This window comes from Pseudobutyrivibrio sp. MD2005, from assembly GCF_000621865.1.
Lineage (GTDB): Bacteria > Bacillota > Clostridia > Lachnospirales > Lachnospiraceae > Pseudobutyrivibrio.
Window position 1 is genome coordinate 43,768 of record NZ_KK211358.1, and the last position, 23,338, is coordinate 67,105.

Genomic DNA, 23,338 nt, shown 5'->3' on the forward strand with positions numbered 1-23,338 from the left:
GATTTTTAATTATTGCCTTATAGGGGGATTGATGTCATGATTGAAACACTTGATGGAATATTCGAAACTGTCAATTATAAGCAGAGCACTACATTAAAACTATATGACAATATTGAATATGAGGATTATCCTAAGCATTGGCATCCGGCATTAGAAATTGTCATGCCAATAGAAAATGGATATAAGATGTTCTTTCCTAATTCAGAAGTAGAGTTAAGAGAAGAGGATATATGCATAATATGCCCAGGGTGCGTACATTCTATAGTGGCACCAACTACTGGTCGTCGTATCATATTTCAGGCAAACACAGGTGAGCTAAGATTTATGAAAGAAATAGAGGTGCTTATTTCGTTTATGTCACCGTACACGGTAATCACACCTGAAAAATTTCCTACTATTCATAGTAAAGTGGTGGAACTGCTTATAGACATTAAAGAAGAATATATGCGAGGAGAGGCATATTCTGAGGTTGGTATCTATAGTAAGCTGTTAAATATGTTTGCGTTGATAGGAAGAAACTATTCGGAAGTTAAGAAGAATACTGCAGAATATGATCTTACAGTAAAGGGAGAGTACGCTACAAAGTTTATGGATATATGTGATTATATCGCTTCTCACTGTGCTGAGGATTTAAAGCTTGATGATGTGGCTGCAATGAGTGGATTTAGTAAGTTTTATTTCGAAAGATTATTCAAACAGTTTACTGGAACAAGTTTCTATAAATATGTTAACCAAAAGCGTATAGCAAAAGCTCAAAATTTGCTGGTGGAACCAGGACATTCTGTCACTGATGTGGCGTTAAGCTGTGGCTTTATGTCTATATCATCCTTTATAAGAATGTTTAAACTACAAAAGGGATGTACACCTACGGAATTCAAAAGCATGTATTGGAGTTGCGATAAGATGGAGGAGAATGATGCATAGATTTTGCTTAGCGGAAATATTTTCTGACGGAATGGTTTTACAGAGAAATGAAAAAATAAGAATATTTGGCGATGCACCACAGGGGGATAAAATTCGAGTTAGCCTAAGAGATACCCACGGTAATTTGTTGGATGAGAACTGGGGCGTGGCAGATGAAAACAATCGTTTTGAAGTAAGATTGATGCCACTTGAGGCTTCTTGGGATGATCTATTAGCAGTAAGGAACGAGTCTAGCGGACAACTTCTTCGAGTTGAAAATATAAGCATAGGCGAAGTGTGGTTGGCTGGAGGACAGTCCAATATGGAGTTCTTTAATAAATATGAGAAAAATTGGGATACGACAAAGAAGCTTCCCATGAACAAACATATTCATTTTTATAATGTTCCACAGAGAGCTTTTGAGGGACACGATACTCACAATGGCGAAGGTAGAGATGGATATGGCAGATGGCTTGATGACAAGGAAGAAGGCTATGAGAATTTTTCTGCTATAGGCTACACTTTTGCAAGAGCAATCCAAGAAAAGTTAAAGGTGCCGGTTGGAATAATTGGCTGTAACTGGGGAGGAACTACTGCAAGTGCCTGGGTTCCTGAATCGGTTTTGGATACACCGGAGCTTCGTCGTTATCTTACAGAATACGAAACTGAAGTAGAAAAGTATAGTGAAGAGGAACTTCGAGAGCTTAGTCTTAAGGCATGGAAAGCTGTGGATGATCCTAAAGGCTACCATGATTTTGAGAAGTTTTTATATGGAAGAGATAGACAGGTGCAGCTTGAAGAGCTTGAAGCTCGTAAGGATAATCCGCCAGAAATGGTTCCAATGGGGCCATACAATGAAAATCGTCCATGCGGTTTGTATGAGACAATGCTAAAAACAGTTATTCCTTATTCGATAAAGGGTGCTTTGTGGTATCAGGGAGAATCAGATGCAGGTGATAGAGCACCTATGTATGATTCACTTTTAAAGGGACTAATTAATTCCTGGAGAGATGCATGGAATCTGGATTTGTCATTTTTGATTGTTCAGCTTGCTCCATTCAAAGAATGGCTGGATTGCACAAATGATGGATACAAAATCGTTAGAGAAAAGCAGAGACTTGTGGCTGAAACAATGGAAAATGTTTATATGACAGCTATTGGTGATTTGGGAGAAGAATATGACATTCATCCAAAGGAAAAGGTCGAGATTGGAAATAGATTAGCAGGTCTGGCTCTTTGCCATGTGTATGAAAAGGTGGATTCAAGAGACGTTGAAAACCCTTGCATATCAAAGGTCACAGTGAATAGCGGAAATATTGTGTTAGAATTTGAAAATGCAAAGGATTTATCTGCAAAAGATGAGCTGGATGAGATTTTGATACATGCTAAGAGTGATGATATTGCGGTGCATACCTATGGTTTTGAAGGTAATAAGATATTGATAAAAAGGCCTGATGAACTTACCGAAGGAGAGGTAATCAGTATATCGATTGGTGTGGATGATTACGGCCAGATTTCTATAAAAAATGAAAATGGTCTACCAATTGTACCGTTTAAGATGGAAGTTGTACATGAATAAATGTACTTGTACATAGCGATAAAGCTTAGTAAATTAAATAGTTTTTTAAATGAAAATACAACTTGTAGACATGTGGGTACAAGTTGTATTTTTATTTGTAGATAATGATTTTCGAAAGAAAATAGTAACAGGAAAATGGAGGGTAATACAGTATGAAAACACAGTTAAATTACAAGTTTTGGTTTTGTACAGGTTCACAGGATTTGTACGGAGATGAGTGCTTAGAGCATGTTGCGGCACACTCAAAGGAGATTGTAGAGTGCCTTAACAAGTCTGGCATTCTTCCATTTGAAGTAGTATGGAAGCCAACAATGATTACAAACGAAGTAATCAGACGTACATTTAACGAAGCTAACAATGATCCAACTTGTGCAGGTGTAATCACATGGATGCACACATTCTCACCAGCAAAGTCTTGGATTTTAGGACATCAGGAATATAGAAAGCCACTTTGCCATTTACATACACAGTACAATCGCGAGATTCCTTACGAGACAATGGATATGGATTTCATGAATGAGAACCAGGCTGCTCACGGTGATAGAGAGTATGCTCACATCCTTTCAAGAATGGGAATCGAGAGAAAGACAATCGTTGGTTACTGGCAGGATAAAGAGGTTCAGGAAAAGCTTGCATCTTGGATGAGAACAGCAGTAGGTATTGTTGAATCCAGCCACATTCGTGTAATGCGTGTAGCTGACAACATGAGAAATGTTGCTGTTACAGAAGGTGATAAGGTTGAGGCTCAGCTTAAGTTTGGTTGGGAAGTAGATGCTTACCCAGTAAACGAAATTGCTAAGGCTGTTGATGCTGTTTCACAGTCAGATGTTAATGCACTTGTAGATGAGTATTATGGTAAATACGATATTTGCCTTGAGGGAAGAGATCCAGAAGAGTTCAAGAAGCATGTAGCTGTTCAGGCTAAAATCGAACTTGGTTTTGAAAGATTCCTTGAGGAGAAGAACTACCAGGCAATCGTTACTCACTTTGGTGATTTAGGTTCACTTCAGCAGCTTCCAGGTCTTGCAATTCAGAGATTAATGGAAAAGGGCTATGGATTTGGTGCAGAAGGTGACTGGAAAGTTGCAGCAATGGTTCGCCTTATGAAGATTATGACAACAGGCATTAAGGATGCGAAGGGTACTTCAATGCTTGAGGATTACACATACAACCTTGTAAAGGGCAAAGAAGGAATCATCCAGGCTCACATGCTTGAGGTTTGTCCAACACTTGCAGATGGTCCTATCCAGATTAAGGTTCAGCCTCTTTCAATGGGTGACAGAGAAGATCCAGCTCGTCTTGTATTCCAGTCAAAGGAAGGTAAGGGTATTGCTACATCACTTATCGACCTTGGAAACAGATTCCGTCTTATCATTCAGGATGTTGATTGCAAGAAGGTAGAAAAGCCACTTCCAAAGCTTCCTACAGCTATCAACTTCTGGACACCACAGCCAGATTTCTACACAGGAACAGAGGCTTGGCTCCTTGCAGGCGGCGCACACCACACAGCATTCTCTTACGACTTAACAGCAGAGCAGATGGGTGATTGGGCAGCTGCTATGGGTATCGAAGCAGTTTACATCGATAAGGACACAAAGATTCGTGACTTCAAGCGTGACCTTGCACTTGGCAGTCTTGTATATGGTAAATAAAATGACGTTAAAATGTCATTAATGTGATTGAAGACATGCTAACGTAATATTACAATTATTATCGTATTGGTAGTAATTTAAAATAGCTCAAGTCGTAAAACTTCAATTCAGTCCGGAGATAAATTTCTTGTTTTTTTGATGAATATAGTGAAAACGATATCAAAAAAATTAGAAATTAACGACGGACTGGTCAAAGACTAGGACTTGAGCGAGATTTAAAAAAGGAGAAAGAAAAAAATGAAGTTATTCGTTGATACCGGAAAAATTGAGGACATTAGAAAAGCAAATGATTTAGGAGTAATTTGTGGTGTTACTACAAACCCTTCACTTATCGCAAAAGAGGGTGGACGTAGCCAGGAAGAAATCCTTAAGGAAATTGCTTCTATCGTAGATGGCCCTATCTCAGGTGAGGTAAAGGCTACAACAGTTGATGCTGAAGGCATGATTAAGGAAGGCCGCGAAATCGCAGCTCTTCATCCAAATATGATTGTAAAGATTCCTATGACACTTGAAGGTCTTAAGGCTGTAAAGGTTCTTTCAGCTGAGGGAATCAAGACAAACGTAACACTTATCTTTACAGCAAACCAGGCTATTCTTGCTGCAAACGCAGGCGCAACATACGTTTCACCATTCCTTGGACGTCTTGATGATATCAATCAGCCAGGTATTGAGCTTATCCGCGATATCGCAGATATCTTCGACATCTATGGTTATGAGACAGAAATCATCGCTGCATCTATCCGCAATCCTATCCACGTTCACGATTGTGCACTTGCGGGCGCTGACATTGCAACTGTACCATACAAAGTTATCGAGCAGATGGCTGTTCACCCACTTACAACAGCTGGTATCGAAAAGTTCCAGAAGGACTACATCGCAGTATTCGGCGAGTAAAACGTAAATACGTAAGCGAACCAAGGTTGACATGCTCCCGTAGGGCACCCTCCGCACTCTCGCGTGGGAACCCTCCCGCCGGCGTAGGTCCTTCCCACGCTCGGCACGGTATCCCCTACTCGCGCTGCCCACATTAAGGATCGCTTACTCATTAAGTAAAAATAGCTGGTAGGCAACAAGCTCTAATATTTCCTTAGCGAGACGTGTTGTCGAGCGGGGAAATCGTTAGGCTTGTAGCCGTAACCAGCGGGAGATACGAAGGGGGATTTTGCGAATGAATATTAATGAGATTATTGCTGAGGGAAAGACAGCATTAGGTATTGAGTTTGGTTCGACACGAATCAAGGCAGTTCTTGTTGATGAGGACAATAAGGTTCTTGCGCAAGGCGACCATGAGTGGGAGAACCATTTGGATAATGGCATCTGGACATATCCGCTTGAAGAGGTATGGGCAGGTGTGCAGGATTGTTATGCAAAGTTAAAGCAGGATGTTTACAACAAGTATGATGTAAAGCTTACAAAGCTTGGTGCAATTGGCTTTTCTGCTATGATGCATGGATATCTTGCTTTTGATAAGGATGATAATCTTTTAGTTCCATTTAGAACATGGAGAAATACAATCACAGGTGAGGCAGCTGCAGAGCTTTCTAAAGAGCTGAATTTCAACATGCCTCAGCGTTGGAGCATTTCACATTATTATCAGTGCATTCTTAATAAAGAGCCACATGTTCCAAATGTAGCTTACTTTATGACACTTGCAGTTTATGTACATTACAAGATGACAGGCAAGAAGGTAGCAGGCGTTGGCGAAGCATCAGGAATGTTCCCAATTGATTCAGCTACTTGTCAGTATGATAAGGCTATGCTTGAGAAATTTAATAAGCTTGCAGCAGCTCATGGTGTTACTACAAAGGTTGAGGATCTTCTTCCAGAAGTTCTTGTTGCAGGTGATGATGCAGGTACACTTACAGCTGAAGGTGCAAAACTTCTTGATCCTACAGGAGAGCTCGAAGCAGGCTGCCCACTTGCTCCACCAGAAGGTGATGCAGGCACAGGTATGGTTGCTACAAATGCAGTATCTGTAGGCACAGGTAATGTTTCAGCTGGTACATCAGTATTTTCTATGGTTGTTTTGGACAAGCCATTGTCAAAGCCATATGAGGAAATCGATATGGTTACAACACCAACAGGTGAGGCAGTTGCAATGGTACACTGCAACAACTGTACATCTGATTTAAATGCATGGGTTGGCATCTTCAAGGAGTTCGCTGATGCATTTGGTGTAGATGTTTCTATGAATGATATTTATGGTACACTTTACCGCAAGGCTCTTACAGAAGATGCTAACTGTGGCGGCGTTGTTTCATTCAACTACTTTGGCGGTGAGCCAGTTGTTGGTGTAAACGAAGGACGTCCAATGGTTGTTCGCCAGCCGGATGCCAAGTTTAGTTTAGCAAACTTTATGCGTTCAAATCTTTATGGTGCCCTTGGTGTACTTAAAATTGGTAATGATATCCTTCTTAAAGAAGAGAAGGTTACGATCAAGTCTATCACTGGCCACGGTGGATTCTTCAAGACAAAGGGTGTTGGACAGTCTGTACTTGCAGCAGCTCTTAATGCACCAATCACTGTAATGGCAACAGCTGGTGAAGGTGGAGCTTGGGGTATGGCTGTACTTGCAAATTACTGCATCCGCGATGACAAGTCAGCAAACCTTCAGAAGTACCTTGACGAAAAGGTATTTGCAGGCCAGGAGTCAACAACAATGGAGCCAGACCCAGCGATGGTTGCTGGCTACGACGAGTGGATGGTAGACTACAAAAAAGCACTTAAGGCTGAGGCTTGCGCCGTAGAAAACTGGCGCTAGTACTTTAATTGCTACGCGGCATCGAAGAACTCCGTGCTCCCGCAGGGCACCCCTCGTACTCGAGCTAGGCAACTTTCCGCTTCGCGGCTCCCTCCTAGCTCGGCACGATACTTCCCTGCTCGCGCTCGCCAAGGTTGAGTTGCCGCTCGGATATTAGATGAGTTCGTAGGTAACAAGTATGATGTTGGCTGTAGCTAACAAGCTATTATATTTCTCAAGCGGAGCTTTTTATGCGAAGCGGAGAAATCATAATGCTTGTGAGCGTAACGGTCAACAGAATGCTTGTTACCGTAACGGACGGACTAGGAGAGATAAAATGTTAGAAGAGTTAAAGAAGCAGGTGTACGAGGCCAACATGGAGCTTCCTAAGCGTGGTCTTGTAACTTATACATGGGGCAATGTTTCTGGAATCGATAGAGAGTCTGGAATCTTTGCAATTAAGCCATCTGGCGTAGAATACGATGATTTAAAGCCAGAGGATATGGTACTTGTAAATCTTGATGGTGAAGTAGTAGAGGGGAAGTATAGACCAAGTTCTGACACAGCTACTCACTGTGAGCTTTATAAGAAGTATGAGAATATCGGCGGAGTAGTCCATACTCATTCTACTTATGCAGTAGCATGGGCTCAGGCAGGCCGTGATATTCCTTTATATGGAACAACACATGCAGATTATTTCTGCGGAACAATTCCATGCACAAGAAATCTTACTGAGAAGGAAATCGATGAGGCATACGAAGTAAATACTGGTAAGGTAATCATCGAGACTTTCGAAGAGCGAGGAATCAATACAAAGTATGTGCCAGGTGTTATCTGCAAGAATCATGGCCCATTTACATGGGGTAAGGATGCAGACCAGGCAGTATACAACGCAGTTGTACTTGAAGAGGTTGCTAAGATGGCACTCTTTACAGAGCAGGTAAACCCACAGGTTCAGCCAGCTCCAGATTGCATTCGCGATAAGCACTTCAATCGTAAGCACGGTGCAAATGCATACTACGGACAAAACTAAAAATAATCTATATGAGCAGAAACTAACATTATTAAGGCGGTTCGATTAATCGAGCCGTCTTTTTTACTGGAGAAAAATAGTAGAGTGGGGTATTATTTAATCAGTATGTATGAAGGAGATATGTTATGAATCACGTAATAGAAAATGAAAAACTAAAGCTTACTGTTGCAGAACACGGCGCAGAGATTAAATCTTTAATTCGTAAATGCGATAATACTGAAATGATGTGGCAGGCTGATAGTGCTTATTGGGGAAGAACAGCTCCAGTTCTATTTCCAGTTGTTGGAAGCTATTTCCAAAAGAAATCTATTTATGAAGGAAAGACATATGAAATGGGGCAGCATGGCTTTGCCAGAGATATGGATTTTGCATTAGTTTCAAAAGAAGCAGATAAGCTTGTATTTGAATTGAATTCAGATGAAAGCACTCATGAAAAATATCCTTTTGATTTTAATCTTGTAATCACTTACATTTTGGCTGGGGATTCGGTTAAGGTGTGCTGGGATGTGAAAAACACAGATAGCAGAAAAATGCATTTTTCTATTGGTGCCCATCCAGCATTTAATTGTAATCTTGACACTGATTATCTTTGCTTTGAGAAAAACGGAAAAGTTGTAGGTGAAATAACTGCAAATGTTATTGCATTAGATGGAAGTGGATGTCTTTCAGATGAGCAGGACAAATATCAGCTTGAGGATGGCATGCTAAAAATGTCAGATAAGCTTTTTTCAAAGGATGCACTTGTAATAGAGGGCCAGCAGGCAGACAAGGTGACTCTCTTGGATCAAAACAAGAAACCTATCGTAGCGGTAACTTGCCCTACACCATTATTTGGCGTGTGGTCTCCAGTTGGAAAGCATGCACCATTTGTCTGTATTGAACCTTGGTACGGACGATGCGATAGAGTAGGCTTTAATCAAAAGCTTGAAGAACGCGAATACGGTAATGTATTAGAGAGTAACGAGATATTCAAAACAAGTTATGACATAATTATATTGTAATCATTGAGTAGGAGAGAAAATCTCCTACTTTTTTTACCCTGGTCTATTTGACAAATACCCTATAGGGGTATATTATGAACATATAGATTATACCCACAGGGGGTATGCAAAATGGGAGTTCTATTTATGGGAAATAGGGAAGATATCAAAGAAGAAGTATGCGAATGCTGTTGTTCTGGCAAGCACAAAGAGCGTGATGAAAAGGAATTTAAGGATTTGATGAATCGTCTTAAGCGAATCGAAGGTCAGGTTAGGGGCGTTGAGAATATGCTTGAGAAGGATGCTTATTGTACAGATATTCTTATGCAGGTTTCTGCTATCACATCAGCTCTTAACAGCTTCAACAAAGTTCTTCTTGCAAATCATGTAAAGACATGCGTCGCTGATAACATCCGTGAGGGTAATGAGGATGTTGTGGATGAGCTTGTGGGAGTCTTACAAAAGCTCATGCGATAATCGTAGATTATGAAAGGATAGAAAATGAAACAGTACAATGTTACGGGAATGAGCTGTGCTGCTTGTCAAGCTAGGGTGGAAAAGGCTGTAGCACAAGTGCCAGGCGTACAAGCTTGCGCTGTTAGCTTGCTTACCAATTCCATGGGAGTTGAGGGAAGTGCAGATGCAGCAGCTATTATAAAAGCTGTAGAGGACGCAGGCTATGGTGCCAGTGTTAAGTCTGATGATAACAATGTCACAAGCTCAGTTCCAAATTATGATGATGATTTAAAAGATAATGAGACACCTAAAATCAGGAATCGCCTTATTGCATCTTTGATATTGTTGATTCCACTTATGTATGTAAGTATGGGACATATGTTATGGAATTGGCCACTACCTGGATTTTTAGAGGGTAACCATATAGCCATGGGAATCTATGAGATGCTTTTATCGGGACTTGTGATGGTTATCAATCAGAAGTTTTTTGTTAGTGGTTTCAGAGGGGTTTTGCATCGTGCACCTAATATGGATACATTAGTTGCCATGGGATCTGGTGCATCTTTTATCTATAGTGTGTATGCCTTGTTTGCCATGACTATTGCAGCAGTTAATCAAGACCATGATACTGTAATGAAGCTGATGGATGAGTTTTATTTTGAGTCGGCAGCTATGATACTTACGTTGATTACTGTAGGAAAGTTGCTTGAGGCTATCTCAAAGGGCAAAACAACAAACGCCCTGAAGGATTTAATGAAGCTTGCAGCGAAAACTGCTGTAGTGCTTAAAGATGGCAATGAAGTGGAAGTCCCAATCGATCAGGTTAAAATAGGCGACAGATTCGTGGTAAAGCCAGGCGATAACATTCCGGTAGATGGAGTAGTAATTGATGGAAGTGGCGCAGTCAACGAAGCAGCTTTGACTGGCGAGAGTATCCCTGTTGATAAGACGGTGGGGGATACGGTTTCGGCAGCCACTAACAATCAAAATGGATACTTGGTTTGTGAAGCCACAAGAGTAGGTAATGATACAACACTTTCGCAGATAATTCAGATGGTAAGTGATGCAGCTGCAACTAAGGCGCCTATTGCAAAGATTGCTGATAGAGTGTCAGGTGTGTTTGTGCCAGCGGTAATTGCAGTTGCATTCATTACATTTATCATCTGGATGCTGGTTGGTCAGCCTGTTGGATATTCACTGGCTCGTGCCATATCAGTTCTGGTAATCAGCTGTCCATGTGCCCTTGGCCTTGCAACACCAGTTGCTATTATGGTAGGCAATGGCATGGGTGCCAAAAATGGCATCATGTTTAAGACGGCCGTATCTCTTGAGGAGACAGGTAAGGTACAAATCGTTGCTTTAGATAAGACAGGCACTATCACAAAGGGAGAGCCAAAGGTTGTAGGAATTTTTGAAGCTGAAGGCGTAGACGATGTTGATTTACTGCGTGTAGCATTTGCTCTGGAAAATAAATCAGAACATCCTCTTGCAAAAGCAATCGTAGAATTTGGCCTTGAAAATGCCATGGAGCCTGCCGAAGTATCCGATTTTAAGGCTCTTGCAGGACATGGCTTACAAGCAGTGCTTGATGGCAAGCAAGTATTTGGCGGCAACCTGGAACTAATCAGTGTACACGCTCCAATCACCGAAGAAATCACAGGCCTTGCGGATAGGCTTTCGATGAAAGGCGAGACGCCACTACTGTTTGCTGAAGAAGGAAAGTACCTAGGCATTATTTCTGTGGCTGATGTAATCAAGGATGACTCAGCGGAAGCTATAGACCATCTTAAAAAGATGGGCATTCATGTGGTGATGATTACTGGCGACAATCAAAAGACTGCAGCGGCTATAGCAAAAGAAGCTGGAGTAGATGAAGTTATCGCTGGAGTAAAGCCTGATGGCAAGGAAGAAGTTATCAAAAAGCTACAGGAGTTTGGTAAAGTAGCGATGGTTGGTGATGGAATCAACGATGCTCCAGCACTTACCCGTGCAGATATGGGAATAGCCATCGGAGCCGGCACAGATGTAGCAATAGATGCAGCAGATGTGGTACTTGTAAAAAGTAGATTGTCGGATGTTGCAGCAGCTATCAGACTCAGTCGCGCAACTCTTAGGAATATTCATGAGAATTTGTTTTGGGCTTTCTTCTACAATATAGTAGGAATTCCACTTGCAGCAGGTGCATATATTCATGCTTTTGGCTGGACACTTAATCCAATGTTTGGCGCAGCTGCAATGAGTCTTTCAAGCTTCTGTGTTGTGACAAATGCTTTAAGGCTAAATCTATTTAAAATGCATGACAACTCAAAAGACAAACCTAATAAAAATTCATTGGGACATGACATGCTTATTAATAACCATGTAAATATCAAGGAGGAAAACAATACTATGGAAATCACAGTAAAAGGAATGATGTGTGCACACTGCGAAGCACATGTAAAGGAAGCTCTTGAGAAAATTACAGGAGTAGACGAGGCAGTTGCTAACCACGATGAGAATCTCGTGACTCTTAAAACATCTGCTGATGTTGCAGAATCAGACATCAAAGCTGCTGTAGAAGCCGCTGGCTATGAATATGTAGGCATCCGCGGCTAGTTTGCAGACTATACAGGTGAAATTTTCTGGGGTAATAATTGTGGTATAGGTATAAAGGAAAAAATTACAGACTACATACTAGTGCACTACTTGTTGCAATAGTATGTAGTTTTTTTATTATTTATAGATGATAAATGCAATGAACTACATATTATTGATGGATAATTGTTAATAGTATGGAGAATTGAGTTGCGTGCAATTCATCCGGGCCGAAAAACTACATATAGGCGGTTGTTTTTAGTAGTAATGTATGTAGTTGATAAATATATGACTTTTAGTGGGCTACTTAAGGAAAAAGCCCACAAAAACATGGCTTCGCCAAGCAACATTTTCTTTCAGAAAATATTGGTCTATTTCCGGTTCTTGTTGACAGAACAATGAAATTGTCAGCAAGAATCATACTTTGCAGGACATGAAAATAGATAAATCTATTTTCATGGTATTTACGCTTCCTGAAAAACTGATGTTTTTCAAGAATCTATGTATTTCATAGTTACCCTGTTTATGCTATACTACTTACAGTTTAGCAAAAAGCGAGGTTAATATGAGTCTAATTATTAAAAATGGAAGGGTCCTTAACCCACCTACAAACACAGATGAAATATTAGATATCAAGATAGACGGGAACATTATTTCAGCTATTTCGGCTGAAATTGTTCCCGTTTTTTCTGATGAAGTTATTGATGCGGCGGGCTGTTATGTTATGCCAGGCTTCATCGATATGCATGTTCATTTTAGAGATCCAGGCCAGACTGCCAAGGAGGATATAGAAACAGGTTCCAAGGCAGCAGCAAGAGGCGGTGTTACTACAGTGCTTGCAATGCCAAACACAAAGCCTGTTGTAGATAATCCAGAGCTGGTTGATTACGTTCACAACAAGGCTAAAGAGGTAGGCCTTACCAGAGTTCTTCAGGTCGGTTCAGTTACGAAGGGAATGGAAGGCAAGGAGCTTTCTGATTTAGCTGGCATGATAAAGGCAGGTATTCCGGCAATCTCTGAGGATGGAAAGTCTGTTATGGATTCAGGCCTGTATCGAGAAGCTATGAAGATTGTCGCTAAGGAAAATGTTCCAGTGCTTGCTCACTGCGAAGATATCAACCTTGTGCAGGGTGGTGTAATGAACATGGGAGCAAAATCTGATTCTATGGGAGAAAAAGGAATCAGTAACGCAGTCGAGAACATAATCGAAGCAAGAGACATTATGCTTGCGGAAGAAACTGGCGCCACACTTCATTTGTGCCATTGCTCTACAAAAGAAAGCTACGACATTATCAAGGAAGCAAAGGCTAGAGGAATAAAGGTTTCTGGCGAGGTTTGCCCGCATCATTTTACTCTTACAGAGGATGATATTGTTCCAGGAGATGGTAATTACAAAATGAATCCACCACTTAGAACTGCTGAGGATAGAGAACTACTTAGACGAGGTTTGGCAGAAGGTGTTTTTGAAGTTATCTCCACAGACCATGCGCCACACACAGCGGAGGAAAAAGCTAAGGGCTTCTCATCACCATTTGGAATTGTTGGGCTTGAGACATCAGCAAGCCTTGCATATACAGAGCTTGTTTTGTCAGGGCTTATCACACCCCTTACAATGGCTGCATATATGAGCAGCAATCCAGCAAGAATCTTAGGAATGGATAATCTAGGAGATTTATCAGAAGGTAAAATAGCCGACATCACAATTTTTGACCCAAGAGTTGAATATGAGATTCATGCAGCAGATTTTGCAGGCAAGTCAAAAAATATGCCATACGAAGGCCGCCGCGTGCAAGGACAGGTAGTCACCACTATCTTCGGTGGCAAGGTCGTATATAGCGTATAGATTCTTGAAAAACATCAGTTTTTCAAGAATCGTAAATACCATGAAAATAGATTTATCTATTTTCATGTCCTGCAAAGCAGGATTCTTGCTGACAATTTCCTTTTTCTGTCAGCAAGAAGTCATAGTATTAGGTGGTGTGAGCGTAACCATCCTATAGAATAGTAAGAGCAGTGAAAAATATAGATGAGCTGGTAGGCATCAAGCTCTTATATTTCCTTAGTGAGACGTGTAGTCGAACGGGGAAATATAAGGCTTGTAGCCGTAACCACCGGATTAGGAGGATATATGATAACAAGACTTATTGATCAGATTAAAGAGAAGAACGCACCAATCGTTGTAGGTTTGGATCCTACCATGAAGCTTATGCCAAAGAGCTTGGTGGATAAGTACATTTCAGAGTATGGCCAGACACTTGAGGCAGTTGGCGAGGCAATGTTTGATTACAACCGTCAGATTATGGATGCCTGTGCAGATTTGATTCCAGCTGTAAAGCCACAGATCGCTATGTACGAAAGCTTTGGCATTCCTGGAATGATTGCTTATAAAAAGACAGTTGATTATGCTAAAGAACTTGGTCTTGTTGTCATTGCAGATATTAAGCGTGGTGATATTGGCTCAACATCTACAGCATATGCTCTTGGTCATCTTGGTTCAGTTCAGGTTGGCGATTACAAGTATCAAGGCTTTGATGCAGATATGGCTACAGTTAATCCTTACCTTGGAACAGATGGTGTAAAGCCTTTCGTGGACGTTTGTAAAGAAGAGGATAAGGGTATCTTTGTACTTTGCAAGACATCAAATCCTTCATCAGGTGAGTTCCAGGATAGATTGATTGATGGAAGACCACTCTATGAGCATATGGCAGAGAAGATTGAAGAATGGGGCGCTGAGACAAGAGAAGGAAACTATTCAAACGTTGGTGCTGTTGTTGGTGCTACATACCCAGAGATGGGAGCAAAGCTTCGCAAGCTTATGCCACATACTTATATTCTTGTGCCAGGCTACGGCGCACAGGGAGGTAAAGGAGCAGACCTTGTAAACTTCTTTAATGAAGATGGTTTAGGAGCAATTGTAAATTCAAGCCGTGGAATCATCGCTGCATATCAGCAGGAGAAGTACGCTAAGTACGGTGAAGAAAACTTTGCAGGCGCAAGCCGTGCAGCAGTAGAAGATATGCTTGCAGATATTCGTAGTGCCCTACAGGCTTAAAACAGCATTCAAAAAAGGAGTCTACATACATTATGAAAATAAAAGAACAAGCCGAAGTTATTGGACAAAAGAAACTGGCAGAAGGTGTTTATAGCCTATTACTTAAAACTACAATTTCAGCTTATGCTGTTCCAGGTCAGTTTATCAGCATTTTTTCAAATGATGGCAGTAAGCTTTTACCAAGACCAATCAGCATTTGTGAGATAGATAAAGAAAATGGTACATTGCGAGTAGTGTATCGCGTTGTGGGAAAGGGAACTACAGAGTTTTCGAGCCTTACTGAAGGTGATTCAGTAGAGGTTATGGGACCTCTTGGAAATGGATTCCCTCTTGAGCCTGGCAAGGCAATCGTTGTTGGTGGCGGAATCGGAGTTCCACCAATGCTTGAGCTTACAAAGCAGCTTGGAAATGATGTTGTTGCTGTTATGGGTTATCGCAATGATGATTTATTCCTTGCTGACGAGTTTATCGATGCTGCATCAGAGCTTATAGTTGCAACAGATGATGGTTCAGTGGGAGTTCATGGAACCGTTGTGGATGCCATGAAGGAAAATGATTTAGTGGCAGATGTGATTTATGCCTGCGGTCCAAAGCCTATGCTTAAGGGTGTAGCAGAGTATGCAGCAGCTAAAAATATCAAATGCTATGTATCAATGGAAGAGCGCATGGCATGCGGCGTTGGTGCGTGTTTAGGTTGTGTTTGTGAGTCAAAGGAAAAAGATGACCACAGCCATGTGAATAATAAAAGAGTATGTAAAGATGGTCCAGTTTTCTTGTCAACGGAGGTAGTCCTATAATGAATACAAAGGTTACGATTGCAGGAGTTGAATTTCAGAATCCAATTATGGAAGCCTCTGGAACTTTTGGTTCCGGCATGGAATACTCAGAATTTGTGGATTTAAATAAACTGGGAGCTGTTGTTACAAAGGGTGTAGCAAACGTTCCTTGGGCTGGAAACCCTACCCCTCGTATAGCTGAGGTTAGCTCTGGAATGCTTAATGCAATCGGCTTACAAAACCCTGGAGTAGAGGTTTTTTGCGAAAGAGATTTAAAATTTCTAGAAAGCTTCAAAGATACTCGTGTTCTGGTTAATGTTTGTGGACATTCAGCCGAAGAATATATTGAAGTGGTTGATAGATTAGCTTCAGAGAAGAGAGTTGATATGTTAGAAATCAATATCTCTTGCCCTAATGTAAAGGAAGGCGGCATTGCTTTTGGACAGGATCCAAAGGCAGTAGAAGAAATTACTCGCCTTGTTAAAGCCCATGCAAAGCAGCCAATTGTCATGAAGCTTTCTCCAAATGTCACAGACATAAAGGTTATGGCAAAGGCAGCAGAAGCAGGTGGGGCAGATGCAATATCACTTATCAACACACTCACAGGAATGAAAATCGATGTCGAGCGTCAAAACTTTGTTCTAGCTAATAAGACCGGTGGTATGTCAGGTCCTGCAGTCCATCCAATAGCAGTAAGAATGGTATATGAATGTGCAAATGCTGTAAACATTCCTATTATCGGAATGGGCGGTATTTCAACATGGGAAGATGCAGTGGAGATGATCTTAGCAGGTGCCACAGCGGTGTCAATTGGAACAGCGAATTTTTATAATCCGACAGCGACAACAGATATTCTGCAGGGCGTTATAAACTACATGGAGAGAAAGAAAATTGATGATATCAATGATATTATCGGAATAGTAAAATAACTCCGCTCATGTTCGCTGAAATTTCACACAATATACGCAGAAAATTCCGTGACACTTTTAATTCGATTTGCTAAACTTTATTTACGTCCACATTTGAAAGGAGGGGAGCTGATGAAGTTCAAAAAGATAGGTGAGGACAAGATACGTTGTGTCATCACAAAAGAAGAAATGGAATCGAGCGGCATGGAGCTTGGTGATTTCGTCAGTGACCAGGAGAAAACCCAGAGCTTTATTAGGGATATTTTAGCGGAAGCATGTGAGACTCTTGGAATAGAGACTCACGCTAAGGCGTATAGTGTGCAGATGACAGTTATGCCTCAGGGCGATGTTGCACTACTTATATCTCCAGATTCAAGCACAGGACTGGCAACTGCTATTGAGGAATTGAAAAAGCATTTAACAGGTTTGCAGGAAACTCTTTCCACAACAAAGACGCCGGCAACACCTGCAGCAAATACTGTTTCTGCAGGCACAGCAGATGTACCTGTTCAATCAGCTAAAACTATTAGCGATGATACAGATGAGGTTACAGCTCAGTATTTAGATACACCATTATGGGCTATTCTTCCTGATTTAGATGCAGCAATTGTTTTATGCAAGCATCTTCCAAAGTACGAAGGAATGCAGAGTGCATTATATCGCTATGGTGATGATTATTACATCAAGCTCAATTTTGAGCTTACACGTCGTCAGATATCTGCAGTGATTTTAGTTCTTGCAGAGTTCGCAACTCAGATGTTTACAGAAAGCTTTGATGGAGCATTCCTTCTAGAGCATGGAGATCTGATTAGTGACGACTGTGTTAATGTTTTATCTAAAATTTAGATTTTGTGAAAAAAGCGCTTAGGCGCTTTTTTTATTGCCTATTTATAGTAAAATAAAGTCATTAAGATAGATGTTTGGAGGACAGAATTGGATGGGGAAAGTTTTTACATGGGAAGTAAATGACAGCACTGTGGAAATCAAATCTAATAATCAGAGGCTAATCGTTCAAGTCATTACAGATGAGATAATAAGATTTTTGATTCCAAAGTGGAAGGCGGATTATAAATCTGTAGCAATTGAAGGCGATGTGACAGTGCCTACTGATTTCGATGTTGATGAGACGGAAGAAGGAATTGAAATTAAAACAGGGCAGGTCACACTGAAAATAATGGAGAATTTCCAGTTTGCTTTCTTAGACCGATATGGGGATGAGATTCTATCCAGCTATCAGGGCAAGCGTGTGATTAAGGATAATTATTCAGACAAGGCCATTGGATTTTTGGAGTCGGAAGGTCATGATACTCATAATCTAAAAAAGCATGAGTATGCCATTCAAGTGCTATTCAATCTTAGAAACGAAGAGCGCTTTTATGGTATGGGCGACAAGACCGGATTCCTAAATAAGCGAGGCTATGCATACGAAAACTGGAACTCGGATATCCCTCAGATTCACCATGAAAATATGCCAGCCCTTTACAAATCCATTCCATTTTTTATTGGAAAGGGAGCAGGCTATGTTTATGGAATGTTTTTTGATAATACATTTCATAGTTATTTAGATTTCGGCAAGGAGAATAATAATTATTTCTTCTATGGAGCTGATAATGGAAATCTGGATTTCTATTTCATGGGTGGCGAAAATATCGCAGATGTAGTTGAGCATTATACATATCTTACTGGAAGAGCACCGCTTCCTCAGCTTTGGACCCTAGGATATCATCAGTGTCGTTGGGGCTATGAGAGTGCAGAGGATATTAGAAATGTCGCTAAGGAAATGAGAGGACATGGAATTCCTTGTGAATCTATTCAGTATGATATTGATTACATGGATGGATTTAGAGTATTCACTTGGGATGAAAAGGAATATGGCAAGCCAGGGGAATTAATAGCTGAGCTTGAAGAGGATGGATTTAAGGCTGTTTGCATTATTGATCCTGGAGTAAAGGTTGATGATGCTTATTCAATTTACAGTGAAGGAATCAAAAAGGATTACTTTGCCCATGACAAAGATGGCAATGTCTATACTAATGAAGTGTGGCCAGGAGAATCTGTTTATCCGGATTTCGGTAGAAAAGAAGTTAGAAAATGGTGGGCAGGTAATCATAAAGCTTTAACTGATATTGGTATGCAGGGAATATGGAACGACATGAACGAGCCAGCCAGTTTCAATGGCCCATTGCCACTTGATGTGAAGTTTTCTGTAAACGACAGGCTTACAAATCATGAGGAGGCTCATAATGTTTATGGTCATTTTATGAGTCAGGCTACATATGAGGGAATGAAAGAGCTTACTGGCAAGCGGCCACTGGTCATAACCAGAGCTTGCTATGCTGGCACGCAAAAGTATTCTGCAGTATGGACTGGAGACAATCAGAGTGTATGGTCACATTTGCAGATGTTGATTCCACAGCTATGTAATCTAGGAATGAGCGGATTTACAATAGCTGGCACTGATATTGGAGGCTTTGGCGGCGATACTAATCCAGAGTTGCTTATCAGGTGGATAGAGGCTTCAACTTTCTGCACATTTTATAGAAATCATTGCGCAAAAGGCCAGATGAATCAGGAGCCATGGCAGTTTGGTGAAACAGTTCTAGATATCTATAGAAAGTATGTAAAGCTTCACTATAGATTTTTACCTTATATTTACGATTTGTTATTTGAAAGCCAGATAACAGGACTTCCTGTAATGCGACCACTTGTGCTTCATTACGAGGATGATGAAAACACTTTTAATCTAAACAACGAGTTCTTAGTTGGAGAAAATATGCTTGTTGCTCCAGTCTTAGAGCAGGGCGCAACAAAAAGAATGGTTTATCTTCCTGTTGGCACCTGGGTCAACTATTGGACGGGCCAGCGTTTTTCTGGTGGGGTGCACATAATTGTTGATGCCCCAATTGATATGATGCCAATTTTCATAAAAGAAGGTTCAATCATTCCAATGTATGAGGAAGTTCAGTATGTTGGGGAAGAACCATACGATACACTAAAGCTTCTTATAGCAGGTGAAAGCGCCTGGGGCACCCATTATCAGGACAACGGAGAAGATTTCGAATACTTAGAGGGAGAGTATAACCTTTACAGCTTTACGTACGAGGATGGCAAGCTGGATTGTGATATGCTGCATGAGGGATATGAAAAATACACGGACATTCAGTGGGAGAAAATCTAAGATAAAATACAAAATTCTTGTTTTAGCAGAAGCGTTAGTGCTTCTGCTTTCTTCCTGTGGAAATAATGATAGAAATGCTCAGGTACAGGCATTTTCTGATAAATATGCTGTGCCACAGGACAATCAGCTAATAGTTTACACATCTCATAAGAAAGAAGTATATCTTCCTATAATCAGAGAGTTTGAAAATCAGACAGGAATCTGGGTTGATATACATGCTGGCGGAACAGCTGAAATGATGCAGGCTGCTGAGGAGGCTGCGGAAAATGGTCAGTGTGACATTATGTTTGGTGGTGGAGTAGAATCATATGAAGCTAGTAAAGATTTATTTTTGCCATATGAGGCTGCTGATTTAGATAAACTGGATGCGGAATATATTGATGATGAGAACCTTTGGACACCTTTTACAGAATTGCCAATAGTGTTTGTGTACAATAAAAATCTTGTGGCGCCAAGTGCTGTGCCAAGGAGCTTTGAAGATATATATGATGAAAAATGGAAAGGCAAAATTGCATTTGCAGATATAGAAAGCTCGGGAACAAGCTACACCATTATTTCTACAATGGCTCAGCTTTTTAATGAAAAACCAGAGGATACTGTCGAAAAATTCTACAAGCAGCTGGATGGAAATATATTGGCATCTTCCGGTCAGGTTATATCAGAAGTCTCTAATGGTAACTATCTGGTAGGAATTACTTTGGAGGAGACAGCTCTAAAAGAAATAGACGCAGGTAGCAATATCGTTATGGTCATTCCAGACAAGACAAGTGCTGTACCAGATGGTGTGGCAATCATTAAAAATGCACCTCATAGTTATAATGCAGGCCGATTCATAGATTTTGTTGTAAATTACGACACCCAAAGCTATGCTATGGATTCATTTTATAGAAGACCAGTTAGGACGGATATATATTCAAGTAGAAACTTTGATTCTATTGAGCTTGTAGATTTTGATATTGCAAAATCAGCTGCAGAGGAAGATAAAACATTCTCCAAATGGCGAAGCTTGCGAGGTGCGGCAGATGAATAAGAAAATTAATTTTATTAATCAATCTTTTAAAAGACAGATTTTCTTTGTATTCTTGGCCATCACACTTGCTCTTGTCATAGGTGGAGGTGTTCTGACACTGCAGGGATTTCAGGCTAGAATAAAAAGTGACTATGAAAAGCAGGATCAGCAGCAGGATTTACTTATAAATGAAAAGTTGTTGAATGCTTTTAAGCTGGCTGAAACAACAATCGAGGCTATAGAAGAAAACGACACACTTGAAAATTCATTTTCAGATGTGCCAAGGGATAATCAGAAAATATATGAGCAGCTTTACTATGAGACAGCACTTGTACGAGAGTTTGCTACAGTAGAGCTTTATGCCAATGGAAGCTGTATATTTAACACAAGTCAAAACAGAGTATCGTCATCTCTTCCTTTGGAGTATTCTGTATTAAAGGAAGCTGGTGACAATCAGGGCAAGACAATTTACTCACTTGATCCTAACAATGCTAGTGATGAAGGCGCCAGCCTTCTAGTTGCCAGGCAGATAGCAAATGGAATAGTTAAGGGCACAGTGGTAGTTAGAATAAAGCAGGATGATATTAATAATATCCTGGCGGGGAGCATTAATTCAAAGGATGGATTCATTCTTGCAAATAAGTATATGCGTCCGTATTGCCAGCTTGGTATGGCAAAAGATGGAACGCTATTATCACAGGTAAGGTACAATTTCATAAACAACAGACTTTACACAGATGGAATAACATCAAATGTGTATATTGATGAACTTGGAGATACAGGATTAGTAAGCATTTATGTGACACCCCAGCCGTTGGAGCAGGCTGCTATTAAGGCTGGATATCAAATTATATTGTTTTTGGCGCTGGTTAGTGTGGTGATTTGCTTTATGGTTGCAACAGGACTTAGCGAATATTTTTCAAGGCCGATATTAAGGCTGACAGCTGCTATGAAGCAATTTCGTAAAGGCGATTTTGATACAAAAATAGAGTTTAATCGCGTAGATGAGTTTGAACAGCTTGCTACAGGTTTTAACAAAATGACCACTCAACTAAAAGATACAATGGAAGAGCAGGTTGCAGCAGAGAGAAAAATAAACGAAACAAGAATCGCCATGATGCAGGCACAGCTAAATCCTCACTTTTTATACAATACTTTAGACACAATCAAATGGGTAGCAAAAGCTAATCAGGTTCCAGAGGTAGCCACACTTTCTGCATCCCTTGCAGGAATCCTTAGAACCAGTATTTCTGAAAAACAGTTTTGTACATTAGAAAGAGAACTTAAGCTGGTAGAAAACTACTGCGATATTCAGAAAATCAGATTTGATGACAGATTTGAGCTGCAAATAAATGTACCAGAAAATCTTTTAAAGGCGGTTGTGCCAAAACTGATATTGCAACCACTTGTTGAGAATGCCATCATTCACGGAATGGAAGAAATGGATGATGGAAAACTTATGGTTGAAGCATATTTGGTAGAGGATGACTTAACAATTACCATTACGGATAATGGCAAAGGAATCAGTGATGAGATGATACAGGTGTTGGAATCAGACGATTTGGACTCCTTGGAAGGTCACTTAGGGCTTAATAACGTAAATACGATAGTTAAGCTATATTATGGCAAGGATTATGGAATCAGTGCCAAACGGTTAGAAGAGGGGGGCACTAAGATTATGGTGGTGCTTCCATTCAACAAAGAGGAAGAGAATAATGACTAAAGTAATGATAGTTGATGACGAAAAATATGTGCGCACTGGAGTCAAGAATGGCACAGACTGGTCTTTGATAAATTGTGAAGTTGTAGGTGAGGCTTCTAACGGAGTGGAAGGACTTGAGCTTGCCAAGGAATTGAAGCCGGACTTGGTTATTTCAGATATCAAAATGCCTAAAAAGACTGGTATCGAAATGGCTGAGGAGCTAATAGAAAAATATCCTGACACTAAGGTGATATTTCTTACAGCCTATGATGACTTCGAGTACGCTAGAGCTGCTATAAGAATAGGTGTGTCCGATTATTTATTAAAGCCATTTGAAGATGGTGAGCTTGAAGCAGCAGTGCAAAGATTGATGCATCTGCATCCGAATGAAGATGCTGCGAATATGGAGCTGGAGAATGAGCTGATTTCATTGGTGAATAAGGAAAATGTGGAGAATAAGTACGTATGTAATGTCCTAGAATATATAGAAAAGAACTTCAGTAATAACGATTTTAGTATCACTGGAATTGCAGAAAAGCTTAGTGTTAGTGAAGGGCATCTAAGTCGCTTATTTAAGTCTGAGACAGGGATAAGTATAAACAACTATCTGACCAGATATAGAATACGTAAAGCCATGGACTATCTTAAAGATGTCTCAGCTAAAGTATATGAGGTTGCGGATAAAGTAGGCTATCAGGATATTGCCTATTTCTCTAACACTTTTAAGAAGCTAGTGGGAAAATCTCCCTCAGATTATCAGTCTAAAGGATTGTGATAGCCTATAAACTGCTGTATG

General features: G+C 40.5%; 18 protein-coding genes. All 18 read left to right on the forward strand.

Annotation, left to right across the window (positions count from 1 at the left end; all coding sequences use genetic code 11):
* Nucleotides 1-36: 36 nt before the first annotated feature.
* The 18 genes from T498_RS0109995 to T498_RS0110080 all read left to right on the forward strand — a co-directional run bounded on the left by T498_RS0109995 (nucleotide 37) and on the right by T498_RS0110080 (nucleotide 23,317).
* Nucleotides 37-924, forward strand: coding sequence for an AraC family transcriptional regulator (locus T498_RS0109995; RefSeq protein WP_028235782.1), 888 nt, complete (start codon nucleotides 37-39; stop codon nucleotides 922-924).
* Nucleotides 914-2,482 (forward strand): sialate O-acetylesterase, encoded by a 1,569-nt coding sequence (locus tag T498_RS0110000; RefSeq protein ID WP_081779747.1) that lies wholly within the window; start codon nucleotides 914-916, stop codon nucleotides 2,480-2,482. Before T498_RS0109995 ends, T498_RS0110000 begins: the two co-directional genes overlap by 11 nt.
* Nucleotides 2,483-2,634: 152 nt before the next feature.
* A complete protein-coding gene (gene araA, locus T498_RS0110005) occupies nucleotides 2,635-4,134 on the forward strand; it encodes an L-arabinose isomerase (RefSeq protein ID WP_028235784.1) in 1,500 nt (499 codons plus the stop codon).
* Between the two features lie 237 nt (nucleotides 4,135-4,371).
* The gene (fsa, locus tag T498_RS0110010; RefSeq protein WP_028235785.1) at nucleotides 4,372-5,028 is read left to right on the forward strand and encodes a fructose-6-phosphate aldolase; all 657 of its coding nucleotides are present in this window, start codon (nucleotides 4,372-4,374) and stop codon (nucleotides 5,026-5,028) included.
* A 274-nt stretch (nucleotides 5,029-5,302) separates the two neighbouring features.
* Nucleotides 5,303-6,895, forward strand: a complete 1,593-nt coding sequence (locus T498_RS0110015; RefSeq protein ID WP_036978359.1) for a xylulokinase — start codon at nucleotides 5,303-5,305, stop codon at nucleotides 6,893-6,895.
* Nucleotides 6,896-7,211: 316 nt separating this feature from the next.
* Nucleotides 7,212-7,907, forward strand: coding sequence for an L-ribulose-5-phosphate 4-epimerase (locus T498_RS0110020; protein ID WP_028235787.1), 696 nt, complete (start codon nucleotides 7,212-7,214; stop codon nucleotides 7,905-7,907).
* 125 nt (nucleotides 7,908-8,032) lie between these two features.
* Entirely contained in the window at nucleotides 8,033-8,908 is an 876-nt protein-coding gene (locus tag T498_RS0110025) for an aldose 1-epimerase family protein (RefSeq protein WP_028235788.1), read from the forward strand.
* Nucleotides 8,909-9,019: 111 nt separating this feature from the next.
* Nucleotides 9,020-9,364 carry a metal-sensing transcriptional repressor gene (locus T498_RS0110030; RefSeq protein WP_242839231.1) on the forward strand — a complete coding sequence of 115 codons (345 nt, stop codon included), beginning with the start codon at nucleotides 9,020-9,022 and terminating at the stop codon, nucleotides 9,362-9,364.
* Between the two features lie 24 nt (nucleotides 9,365-9,388).
* On the forward strand, nucleotides 9,389-11,938 hold the full coding sequence (locus T498_RS0110035; RefSeq protein ID WP_028235790.1) for a heavy metal translocating P-type ATPase: 2,550 nt from the start codon (nucleotides 9,389-9,391) through the stop codon (nucleotides 11,936-11,938).
* A gap of 544 nt (nucleotides 11,939-12,482) precedes the next feature.
* Nucleotides 12,483-13,760 carry a dihydroorotase gene (locus T498_RS0110040; RefSeq protein WP_028235791.1) on the forward strand — a complete coding sequence of 426 codons (1,278 nt, stop codon included), beginning with the start codon at nucleotides 12,483-12,485 and terminating at the stop codon, nucleotides 13,758-13,760.
* Nucleotides 13,761-14,045: 285 nt separating this feature from the next.
* A complete protein-coding gene (gene pyrF, locus T498_RS0110045) occupies nucleotides 14,046-14,969 on the forward strand; it encodes an orotidine-5'-phosphate decarboxylase (RefSeq protein WP_028235792.1) in 924 nt (307 codons plus the stop codon).
* A 32-nt stretch (nucleotides 14,970-15,001) separates the two neighbouring features.
* Complete coding sequence (locus tag T498_RS0110050) at nucleotides 15,002-15,766, forward strand: dihydroorotate dehydrogenase electron transfer subunit (protein ID WP_197019952.1); 765 nt, start codon at nucleotides 15,002-15,004, stop codon at nucleotides 15,764-15,766.
* A complete protein-coding gene (locus T498_RS0110055; RefSeq protein ID WP_028235794.1) occupies nucleotides 15,766-16,674 on the forward strand; it encodes a dihydroorotate dehydrogenase in 909 nt (302 codons plus the stop codon). Before T498_RS0110050 ends, T498_RS0110055 begins: the two co-directional genes overlap by 1 nt.
* 111 nt (nucleotides 16,675-16,785) lie before the next feature.
* Nucleotides 16,786-17,499 (forward strand): adaptor protein MecA, encoded by a 714-nt coding sequence (locus tag T498_RS0110060; protein WP_028235795.1) that lies wholly within the window; start codon nucleotides 16,786-16,788, stop codon nucleotides 17,497-17,499.
* A gap of 91 nt (nucleotides 17,500-17,590) precedes the next feature.
* Nucleotides 17,591-19,831, forward strand: coding sequence for a glycoside hydrolase family 31 protein (locus T498_RS0110065; RefSeq protein ID WP_036978362.1), 2,241 nt, complete (start codon nucleotides 17,591-17,593; stop codon nucleotides 19,829-19,831).
* Complete coding sequence (locus T498_RS0110070) at nucleotides 19,794-20,861, forward strand: extracellular solute-binding protein (RefSeq protein ID WP_028235797.1); 1,068 nt, start codon at nucleotides 19,794-19,796, stop codon at nucleotides 20,859-20,861. The genes T498_RS0110065 and T498_RS0110070 overlap by 38 nt, the downstream gene beginning before the upstream one ends.
* Nucleotides 20,854-22,563, forward strand: coding sequence for a sensor histidine kinase (locus T498_RS0110075; RefSeq protein WP_028235798.1), 1,710 nt, complete (start codon nucleotides 20,854-20,856; stop codon nucleotides 22,561-22,563). Before T498_RS0110070 ends, T498_RS0110075 begins: the two co-directional genes overlap by 8 nt.
* Nucleotides 22,556-23,317, forward strand: a complete 762-nt coding sequence (locus T498_RS0110080) for a response regulator transcription factor (protein WP_028235799.1) — start codon at nucleotides 22,556-22,558, stop codon at nucleotides 23,315-23,317. The genes T498_RS0110075 and T498_RS0110080 overlap by 8 nt, the downstream gene beginning before the upstream one ends.
* Nucleotides 23,318-23,338: the final 21 nt, after the last annotated feature.

Excerpts from the sequence above, each read along its gene's own strand:
- T498_RS0110065 (WP_036978362.1), top strand. The coding sequence starts at position 17,591 with ATGGGGAAAGTTTTTACATGGGAAGTAAATGACAGCACTGTGGAAATC.
- T498_RS0110075 (WP_028235798.1), top strand. The coding sequence starts at position 20,854 with ATGAATAAGAAAATTAATTTTATTAATCAATCTTTTAAAAGACAGATT.
- T498_RS0110025 (WP_028235788.1), top strand. The coding sequence starts at position 8,033 with ATGAATCACGTAATAGAAAATGAAAAACTAAAGCTTACTGTTGCAGAA.
- T498_RS0110070 (WP_028235797.1), top strand. The coding sequence starts at position 19,794 with ATGAAAAATACACGGACATTCAGTGGGAGAAAATCTAAGATAAAATAC.
- T498_RS0110000 (WP_081779747.1), top strand. The coding sequence starts at position 914 with ATGATGCATAGATTTTGCTTAGCGGAAATATTTTCTGACGGAATGGTT.
- T498_RS0110055 (WP_028235794.1), top strand. The coding sequence starts at position 15,766 with ATGAATACAAAGGTTACGATTGCAGGAGTTGAATTTCAGAATCCAATT.
- T498_RS0110030 (WP_242839231.1), top strand. The coding sequence starts at position 9,020 with ATGGGAGTTCTATTTATGGGAAATAGGGAAGATATCAAAGAAGAAGTA.
- T498_RS0110040 (WP_028235791.1), top strand. The coding sequence starts at position 12,483 with ATGAGTCTAATTATTAAAAATGGAAGGGTCCTTAACCCACCTACAAAC.
- T498_RS0109995 (WP_028235782.1), top strand. The coding sequence starts at position 37 with ATGATTGAAACACTTGATGGAATATTCGAAACTGTCAATTATAAGCAG.
- fsa (WP_028235785.1), top strand. The coding sequence starts at position 4,372 with ATGAAGTTATTCGTTGATACCGGAAAAATTGAGGACATTAGAAAAGCA.
- T498_RS0110020 (WP_028235787.1), top strand. The coding sequence starts at position 7,212 with ATGTTAGAAGAGTTAAAGAAGCAGGTGTACGAGGCCAACATGGAGCTT.
- T498_RS0110080 (WP_028235799.1), top strand. The coding sequence starts at position 22,556 with ATGACTAAAGTAATGATAGTTGATGACGAAAAATATGTGCGCACTGGA.
- T498_RS0110035 (WP_028235790.1), top strand. The coding sequence starts at position 9,389 with ATGAAACAGTACAATGTTACGGGAATGAGCTGTGCTGCTTGTCAAGCT.
- T498_RS0110015 (WP_036978359.1), top strand. The coding sequence starts at position 5,303 with ATGAATATTAATGAGATTATTGCTGAGGGAAAGACAGCATTAGGTATT.
- pyrF (WP_028235792.1), top strand. The coding sequence starts at position 14,046 with ATGATAACAAGACTTATTGATCAGATTAAAGAGAAGAACGCACCAATC.
- T498_RS0110050 (WP_197019952.1), top strand. The coding sequence starts at position 15,002 with ATGAAAATAAAAGAACAAGCCGAAGTTATTGGACAAAAGAAACTGGCA.
- araA (WP_028235784.1), top strand. The coding sequence starts at position 2,635 with ATGAAAACACAGTTAAATTACAAGTTTTGGTTTTGTACAGGTTCACAG.
- T498_RS0110060 (WP_028235795.1), top strand. The coding sequence starts at position 16,786 with ATGAAGTTCAAAAAGATAGGTGAGGACAAGATACGTTGTGTCATCACA.